Here is a 9,498-nt window from a genome sequence, read left to right as displayed (position 1 = left end):
ATCTCACTTTGTCGCATTACAATGTACGCACTACGCAATACTCTTTTGTCCCTAAGCCCGGGACGGGGGCGGTACTTTTGTGGGGCAAAAGTACCCAAAACCCTGTCGCTTATTTTTGTTGCATCCTTAGTAGATCGTGCTCAGGCAAATCTCTACAGACGCAACAAAACTGAGGCGACTTTGCTGTTAATAAAGATTGGAAGCAATATTATAAGGAGTTTATGACCTTTTGGAATCGCATGCGTGTAGGTTAATATCTAACAGCAGAAACTACTATGTAGCGGGTCTCACTTTGTCGCAATACACTGTACGCACTACGCAATACTCTTTTGTCCCTAAGCTCGGGACCGCGACGGGTTACACCCTGAAATTTGAGTACGCTTATAAGCGAAGCAAAAGTAATTATAACAATAAAGGGAGCCATGCTCCCTTTATTGTTATAAAGCTGCCAAGGTTTCCTTTATGGTGTCTGCCAATGGCGTCGTTGGGCGTCCCAATAATTTGGAGAGTGCTTTACCGTCGTCGAATAAGTCGCCTTTGGCAGCGCTAACATCCCATCCTGCAATTGCATAGGCAAATGTTTCAGGTACACCAAAAGTTTTTAGCACATCAGCGTATTCATGTTCCGGAAGATCTGCATATGGAATATCTTTGTCTTGTTGCTTGGAAAGCTCCGCAGCTAATTCCGCTAAGGTGTATGAACTATCGCCCGCCAATTCGTATACCTTACCTTCTTGATCTGCACTCGTAAGCACGATAGCTGCTGCCTCTGCAAAATCCAAACGAGAAGCAGACGATATCTTCCCATCTGCCGCGCTACCGATAAATGCACCAGCGGCCAAGGATCCAGAAATCGAACCGGTATAGTTTTCGGTATACCATCCATTGCGTAAAATGGTGTAAGCAATCCCTGAATTTTTCAAGGCTTCTTCTGTTGCGAGATGTTCCGGCGCTAAACTTAAGGTAGACCGATCTGCATGCAGTAAACTTGTGTACACGATGTGCTTTACGCCGGCTTCTTTCGCAGCAGCGATAACATGCGCATGCTGTGCTTGTCGCTTGCCAATTTCATTTCCAGAGATCAGCAACAATTTGTCGACACCCGTTAGCGCGGCAGCCAATTCATTAGGGATATCGTAATTGAAGGCTCTCGCATCTACCCCAAGGTCAGCTGCTTTTTCTGTATTTCTTACCAAAGCAACAATATCCGTTGTGGCTGTTCTTTCTTTTAATTTTTCAATAACTAAGCGGCCTAACTGGCCTGTAGCTCCTGTAATACCTATTTTCATGTCTTATTAATTATATGTGTTTAGAATATGTTGTATATATGTAACAACTTTTATTACATTTAATGTCAAAAATTTTTACTCGAACTGCCGCGAAAAATCATGCAACGTTTTCGTTCCCAAAAACTGCTTAAGCAGTGTGTCAGTTTCGGTAAATAAACCGTCCAGCCTAGTATTGATTTGCTTGCCTACAGGACATAAGGGGTTGGTATGTTGATTTTTTCGCCCTAAAACCTCGGCATTTCGAACGGCATCGTATATCGCATCAAGTGTGATATCTATGCTCTGCTTGGCCAACATAGAACCTCCCTCCTTTCCTTTACGGCTGATTACCAAACCAGCTTCTTGAAGCACACCCAACTCTTTCCGCACAACTACAGCATTTATATTAATACTTCCTGCAATCCATTCCGAAGTCAACCACACCTCCGGATTGTGATCTAAAAGTGTTAAAATATGAATAGCCGTGGCAAAGCGTGTGTTGTTCATTTCGATACAAATATAGGCCGTCTCTTTTAATGTAACAACTTTTATTACATTAAAAATTATTCAACCTAAATTTTTAGACTTTTTGCTGACAAAACCTCTGTATCTGTTCGTATTTCGATTGATAGAAGACATTTATACTAAAGTCTCTATAGAGATCTGTTTAGTTTTAAGCGGTTTGAATAAAGGGGACACTGACAATGGATTTACTGAATCGAGAAGTACCTCTACTCAAAACCGCATAATAATGATTAGAAAATAACAGTACTTACATCTATTTAACTGGCCACCACTCAGAAGGTACGTGAGCTTCCTGCAGAAAGGTCTGTAATTTTTCTACGATGTCTTTATGCTTTGCGGCTACATTTGTCGTTTCGCCGATGTCGCTTCGCAAATTATAAAGCTCCACAGCTTTATCGTTTCCGGGGCTTAACAGCTTCCAGTCGCCCCATCGCACAGCCTGCGCAATGCCTTTTGTGGGGTACTGTTCCCAATAGAGATAACGATCTTCTGCACGTTGACTATTCGGTGCCAATATTTCCGGTAGCAAACTGATGCCATCTGTTTCCCCGGCATGCTGTACACCTGCGATATCCAGCACAGTCGTATACAAGTCTGGGAAATAGTTTGGGAATGTGGATATCTTGCCTATTTGCGGAGCACCATAATTTATGATAAGTGGCACGCGTATCCCACCTTCGTAAAGATCCGACTTCATGCCGCGAAGCGGTCCGTTTTGTACGAGTTGCTGTAATTTTGCTTCTCGCGACCCGCCATTATCGGACACAAAAATAAGCACTGTTTCATCTGTAATAGCCTGCTCTTCCATTGCTTGTACAATGGCGCCCACTCCCTCATCAAGATGAGAAACCAGTGCGGCGTAGGATTTATCTTGCGGCGGTAGATTCAGGCTGTCATACAACGCCGTGTTTTTCGCGTGAAGCGGAACATGAGGAGCGTTATACGCGATCATCAGAAAGAACGGCTTCTCATGTTTCTGTTTGATGATAGCTGCCGCCTCTTGGGTCGTCATATCGGTGGCGTGTACGTGCTGCTTCCCATTCTTATTTTTTTCTATAGCATAAGGCTTATCGCCGTTAAAACGGATCTCCGGGTAGTGATTATGGCTTTTAGGTTCGCTGACCAACCATCCGGAAAATTCATCAAAGCCTTTGCGTTGCGGATATGCCGCTTCGCTAAACCCCTCAACATGCCACTTATTGACAAGAAAAGTTCGGTAACCGTTTTGTTGTAAGATCTGCGCAAACGTGGTGTCGCTCTCCAGTAAACTCGGGCGACGAACGGGAACACCATCCTTTAAACCTTCTACACCGCCTTTACGCGTCATATTACCTCGAATACGCGCATGTCCTGTATGCTTTCCGGTCAGCAAGGTGCCTCTGGACGGCGAACAAACGCTTGCCCCAGCATAGGCATCGGTAAATCGGATACCTTGCGCCGCTATTTTGTCCACGTTTGGTGTCTTTATAATTTTGTTGCCATAGCTTCCCAAATCTCCATATCCCAAATCGTCGGCCACGATCAGAATAATATTCGGCTTGGATATCTTTTGTGCCTGAGCATAGAGGTGAATTGGTAGCACAAGCGAAAGGTAGCTTGCAAATTTCATTAGCTTTTGGATCATAGCATTGATTTTAAATACGTAGCGTTATAGATTGATTAGTTGTGTAATGCTAAAAATACGAATATTATGTGTTGTCGCCATATGCCGAAACCAAAAAAGCCAACATGAGGAACACATCCCGCATACCTAGGAAGGTAAATGCTGTCAACATAAATTATGGGAGAGCAGCGAGTATTGCATAGGATTGTCGTTAATTGTGCGCTCACCCCTTTGTAGGCTTTTGTGCTGCAATCCAGTTTACATCAAGCTGCTGCTTTTATAAAAGAAACGCCGGGTCCCCCTCGCGAACCTGCTGTTGCAAGTTCTTCTCGACATTCGCTAATGTTGTTCGAGCAATCTGTCCCAGAGCTTCATCGGTGAAGAACGCTTGGTGTGCCGTAATGAGCACATTCGGAAAACTCATCAAGCGCTGCAAGGTATCATCTTCAATGACGGTATTGCTTAGATCCCTAAAAAAGATCTTTTCTTCCTGCTCATACACATCGATCGCCAAGCCGCCAAGTTTACGACTTTTGAGCGCTTCGATAACTGCCACCGTATCGATCAAGCCTCCGCGGCTGGTGTTTAAAACGATCACCCCATCCTTCATACGTCCGAGTGATTGTTTATTCAGCATGTGCTTATTATCTTCTGTTAGGGGGCAATGTAGCGAAAGAATATCCGCTTCCCTATAGAGTTCGTCAAGCGGTACATAATGCAATCCCTCTTGCACGAGTTCATCATCCTGATAAAGGTCAAACGCCAGCAATCTGCAGCCAAAACCGCGCATGATTCGGCAAAATGCTTTGCCGATCTTACCTGTTCCCACAACTCCAACGGTACGCCCGTGCAAATTGAATCCTAGCAAGCCATTTAGGGAAAAGTTCTGTTCGCGCACCCGATTATATGCTTTGTGTGTTTTCCTATTTAAGGTCAGTAACATCGCCACCGTGTGTTCTGCTACCGCCTCTGGCGAATAGGCAGGCACGCGGCACACGGAAATACCGTATTCCTTTGCAGCAGCTAGGTCTACATTATTAAATCCCGCACAACGCAAGGCAATTAGGCGTACACCTTTTTCAGCCAAAACAGCGATAACTTCCCGATTTACCTTATCATTCACGAAGACACAGACCGCATCTACCCGCTCCACTGCTCGAACGATATGTGGCCCCAAGTGCGTTTCATAAAATTGATAGTTAAACTTGCCTGCGGTATTCTCTCTTTCAAAGAAAAGGCGATCATACGGTTGTGTGGAAAAAAAAGCGATCTTCATATCTTAAATATAAGAATTAATTCATTGCTGCAAAGGCTCTGCCCAAAATATAAAAGACCGGAAAAGTAGGTGTCCGGTCTTTTGTGTAGGCTATTTTAAAGTGTTAAGGTACAAAAACTGGCACTTGATCTGGATTTGGATTTTGAACAACCAACGTGTTGTTGATAACCTCCTTTTCAGGGATCATCATAATCAACTTATTGGAATTCCTTGGAATACTGACGTTTTGATAATGTCCTTGCGCTAAGGTGCGTTCGACGGGCAGCTGCAAGCGAAGAATATCGAACCATTCCACCCCCTCTCCCCACATTTCTTTACGCCGTTCCAACAGAATGGCATCGACTAAAGCTGTCTGGCTGCTGGTAGTGGTTACCGAGGCACCGCGTTCATTTTGTAGTATATTCAAGACCTGCAAAGCCGTACTCACGTCACCCTGTCTTGCTGCAGCTTCGGCTTCCACCAAATACATTTCTGCCGCACGCAGATCATAAAGGTTTCCGTAAGGAGGTTCGTCACGCAGCTCCCTAAACTTTGTCGCCGCATATTTACCCGGGTATAGGGGATTGTCAATGACCAACAGGCGCGGATCGCCCGCCATAATTACCGTAACAAAGTTATTCGACGGCAACACCTGCTCGGCTTGCCAAGGCGCATTGTTTTGTCCAAAGTCAAACCAACAGGCCGGCGAGTCATACCACCAGTAATCTTGCGTACCTTGTTCGTATCCCAGCACCCACTCTTTGTTCGGCGTGGAGAAACCTGCGGCATAATCGCCAATAGTCATTAATGCATATGCTGTGCGAACGTTGTTGGCTTCTTCTTGGGCTTTAGCCCAGTTTTCCATGGTTAAATAGACCTGTGCGAGCAGAAAGTGTGCAACATCCTGATTGTAATAATTGATGCTCGGTCGATTATAGTCGGCCAACAACTCGGTGGCCTGGGTAAGGTCACCAACGATTTGCGCATAGACTTCCTCTACAGAAGCTCTCGTTTTAGGCTCTAAATCTGCGGTCAGTTGCAACGGCACACCAGGTTTATTTTTAGCAAGGCTATAGGTATGCTGATACAAACGCACGAGATTAAAGTAACATCGAGCTCGTAGCGCTAATGCCTGGCCTTTAATCGCATCAATTTCGCGCTGGTTGCCTTGAATCTGATCGACATGATCTAAAATAATGTTGGCATTATTAATCACTTTATACATCGCTGTCCAAATCGTAACAGGCACGGCGCTGGTCGCTTCATACCGCTGATTGCTGAAGACATGAAAATACCAATTGTTACCGACTTGCTCTTGGTTAACCATCATGTCCACTCCGGTAACCGTAGACAGCAGTTTTAAGCCTAGAGGACTGGAAATTGCCGGGTTGTTATTTCCATCGCGCATAAGGCGATATGTACCTTGTAGTAAAAGATTCAATCCGGTAACATCTTGTACAACGGTCGTGTTTGTCAAATCCGAAGTAGGCTCTTCGGTTAAAAAAGAATCGCAGGATGTTGCTAGCATGAGCACACTTGCTAAACTCAAAAGTTTTATTCTATTTAATACGTTCATAATCGATCATCTAAAATTTGAAACCATCTAAAAAGAGATGTTTAATCCAACTGTATAACTCCGTAAGGTCGGCACACCGGATGTTGCGTCAACCACACCGATCAGCGATCCTAAACTATTGTCGTAGCCAAAGTTTTCTGGATCCGTGCCCCTGTTGTTTGCTTTGCCGAAGGTCAGCAGGTTATCACCACGGAAGTACAGACGTAAAGCGGAAAGCCTCAATTTATTGGTCAAGCTGGCCGGTAATGTATAACCTATCATCACGTTTTTAAGCCGCACAAAATCGTTATCGAAGATGTATTGATCGCTGTAGCGGGCATTCGCAAATGCGTCAAACGTACGATAGGTATAGATTTTGGCGATATCGGTTTCATCACCGGCTTGCTGCCAGCGATCATCCAGATTAGCATAGGCCGCAAAATTCTCCCGTAGCACATTGCTCTCTGAATAATTGTAATCGTACATTTTTCCGCCAAAGCTGTAGTACAACATAAAAGACAGATCGACATTTTTGAACCGGAAGTTGTTGGTCAACGAGCCATACACATCAGGCAGTACAGATCCTTGATTTAACCGTTGCTGATCCACATTCACCTCATTGTAATTCTCTGTAGCTGTCTTTCCCGTAATCTCTCCATTTTGATCGAAATCATATTTCCACCACTGGTTACGTCCATTTTCTGGATTAACGCCTGCGTAAGCTGGTGCGTAGATATCATATCGTGATCCGCCCTCCCGCCATTTAAAGATAGCAACACCCTGGTTGATCTGCGTTTCTTTGCTCGGGAGACTCGTGATTTCATTCTTGTAGGTCGTCGCATTTAAGTTTACGCTCCAGTCGAAATTATCGGAACGGATTGGTGTGTAATTTATATCGAACTCCCACCCTTTGTTTTGCACGTCGCCGATATTTTCTAAAAGGAAATCCATACCAAGAGATGGAGCTAGGGGGCGATTTAGTAAAAGATCCTTCGACTTTCGCGCAAAATATTCCACACTTGCCGACAGCTTATTGAAAAGCATAAATTCTACGCCGATATTGGTTTGTATGTTTGTTTCCCACTTGATATTGTCGTTGTTGATCTGTGTGAGGGAAACGGCAGCGCCACCGGCATAGCTTGTTGGTCCGTAAAGGCCCATGTAGGAGTAGTAGCCCCCCACGCGGTCATTCCCCACTTCGCCATAGCTAGCTTTCAATTTCAAATCTTGCAACCAAGTTTTGGCACCGGTCATAAAAGATTCTTCCGATACGCGCCATGCACCGCCCAACGAGTAGAACTGTCCCCATCGATGGTCAGGGTGAAATCGGGAAGACCCGTCTGTCCGCATACTACCCGATATAAAATATTTTTGCTGATAATCATACTCGGCCTTTCCAAAAAAACTTGCCAAGCCATATTTACCATAGCTAGACCAGGCTGTAGGATCATTAGATGCTAAGGGAATTTCTGTAAAGTAAGGTAAGGCTAAGCCGAAGCGAGTTGCCCCGGAGGCCGAGGTCGTGTACGAATAAATTTCCTGTCCTGCTAATACATTGATATGATGTAAGTCGTTAAATGTTTTATCGTAGGTCAGTACATTATTTAACGTATGGGAGTAACTGCGGGACGCATCGCGCTGTACATAGCCTTCCGAAGGCAGCAGTTGATTCTCGCGTTCAGGGCTTTTCCACATATGGTAGAAATTATCGATCAACTGGAAGGAATATGTTGTTTTCAGTGAAAGCTCGGGCAATAACCGAAAGGTTAAGGCAGATACCGTTTGCAAATTATCGGTTTGGCTATTCTTATTCTCGGTTAGCGCGCCAAACGCGCTCCAGCGCGGCCACCAGGCTCTTCCCGTAGCAACACCTTCTTCCAGCTGCGGCTGGCCTGTAAAAGGACTGATGGCGTAGCTATTTGTTTCATAATCCCACAGGTAAGCCGAATATTCCCTGGGCATCACCCGAAATACACGCGCATCAAACCCTCCATTTTTATCGCCGCTATTCATATACATCACCGAGTTGCTAACCGTTAGCCAGTCATTCATCTTGGAGTTTAACGCCATACGTCCGGTAAGGCGTTTAAAGTTATCGCTGATGTGTACACCTTTGTCACCTAAGTAAGAAAAGGAGGTAAAATAGGAGTTGTTTTCACCAAGAGAGCCACTGAAATCGACACCATAGTCTTGTTTCAATCGATAGTCAAATGCCTCTTTAAAAATATCAAAATCCCAAAGACGCTGTGCATCTGGTTTTATTTTCCCGTCCAATCCCACCGGATAATCCATGTTCCAACCCGAGCGGTACTCCCGTGTCGTGCCATCGCTTAAATTAAGCGGCGTTTTATTCCAAAACACGGAGGGGACACGATTGGTCGCATACTCGCGAGCTGCTTGATCAGAAAGGTTGTCAAAATCTACGGCATCGTTATACAAGCCTTCCCAAGCCAATTCCCACTGTTTTGCTGGCGATACTTTTTCCGGGAATTTAACCGCAAAGTCGCTGGTTGTCCATCCTCCACGCGCGCTCACCTTAGGTGTTCCCGTTGCTCCTCTTTTCGTGGTAATCAGGACCACTCCGTTAGCCGCGCGAGAACCGTACAGCGACGTTGCTGCCGCATCTTTTAACACCGTGATCGATTCGATATCGGAAGGTGAATAGGAATTAAGGCTTACGTCAGATGGTACACCGTCAACGACATAAAGCGGTCCGGTATCTGCGGTCAGTGACCCAAGACCTCGAATGCTGATGTTGGGATTTGCCCCTGGACGTCCGGATGTATTGGTTACCTGTACCCCTGCTGACAAGCCTTGCAACCCTTGCGCCACATTCGAGGTATTTACATTCTCTAACTGCCTAGCATTGATGGTCGTAGCCGAGCCCGTAAATGAGGATTTTTTGCTGGTGCCGTAGGCCGTCTGGATAATAATTTCTTCCAGTTGTTGTTCATTGCCATCCAACACGACTTGGACATGTTCGGCATTCACCACAACGGCTTCTTTTGTTGTAAAGCCGATGGCCGTAACCGTAAGTCTGACTTCGCCCTGTGGCACCGACAGACTAAATCCGCCATCTTCCGCCGTCGAAATGGCTTGGTCGCCTCCAACTACCCTGACGGTAGCTCTGGCGATCGGTTGTCCCTGCACGTCTTTAACCGTTCCGCTGAGCGTTCGCTGCTGTGCGTGCAGCATCGTGGTCATCAGCAGGAAAGTCTTACAGAGTAAAATAAATTTCCAGTTTTTCATCTTGATTAATATGTTTTGATTAGTATTTATTCGCAGTCACTCC

6 protein-coding genes are annotated in these 9,498 nt (G+C 45.3%); all 6 read right to left on the bottom strand.

All coding sequences use genetic code 11. The features are described from left to right. Positions 1-437 precede the first annotated feature (437 nt). Positions 438-1,289 carry an SDR family oxidoreductase gene (locus DI53_RS12320; protein WP_037499834.1) on the bottom strand — a complete coding sequence of 284 codons (852 nt, stop codon included), beginning with the start codon at positions 1,287-1,289 and terminating at the stop codon, positions 438-440. Between the two features lie 75 nt (positions 1,290-1,364). Then, the gene (locus tag DI53_RS12315; protein ID WP_037499831.1) at positions 1,365-1,775 is read right to left on the bottom strand and encodes an RrF2 family transcriptional regulator; all 411 of its coding nucleotides are present in this window, start codon (positions 1,773-1,775) and stop codon (positions 1,365-1,367) included. Between the two features lie 271 nt (positions 1,776-2,046). After that, complete coding sequence (locus DI53_RS12310; protein WP_037499828.1) at positions 2,047-3,417, bottom strand: sulfatase-like hydrolase/transferase; 1,371 nt, start codon at positions 3,415-3,417, stop codon at positions 2,047-2,049. A gap of 256 nt (positions 3,418-3,673) precedes the next feature. Beyond that, positions 3,674-4,672 (bottom strand): 2-hydroxyacid dehydrogenase, encoded by a 999-nt coding sequence (locus DI53_RS12305; RefSeq protein ID WP_037499825.1) that lies wholly within the window; start codon positions 4,670-4,672, stop codon positions 3,674-3,676. Between the two features lie 103 nt (positions 4,673-4,775). Then, on the bottom strand, positions 4,776-6,227 hold the full coding sequence (locus DI53_RS12300) for a RagB/SusD family nutrient uptake outer membrane protein (RefSeq protein WP_037499822.1): 1,452 nt from the start codon (positions 6,225-6,227) through the stop codon (positions 4,776-4,778). Between the two features lie 27 nt (positions 6,228-6,254). Continuing rightward, on the bottom strand, positions 6,255-9,455 hold the full coding sequence (locus DI53_RS12295; protein ID WP_081939446.1) for a SusC/RagA family TonB-linked outer membrane protein: 3,201 nt from the start codon (positions 9,453-9,455) through the stop codon (positions 6,255-6,257). Between the last annotated feature and the right edge of the window lie 43 nt (positions 9,456-9,498).

Origin of the sequence: Sphingobacterium deserti, assembly GCF_000757725.1 — a bacterium.
Taxonomy (GTDB): Bacteria; Bacteroidota; Bacteroidia; order Sphingobacteriales; family Sphingobacteriaceae; genus Sphingobacterium; species Sphingobacterium deserti.
Note: the sequence above shows the minus strand (reverse complement) of the source record. Positions and strands in the feature narration are given on the sequence as shown.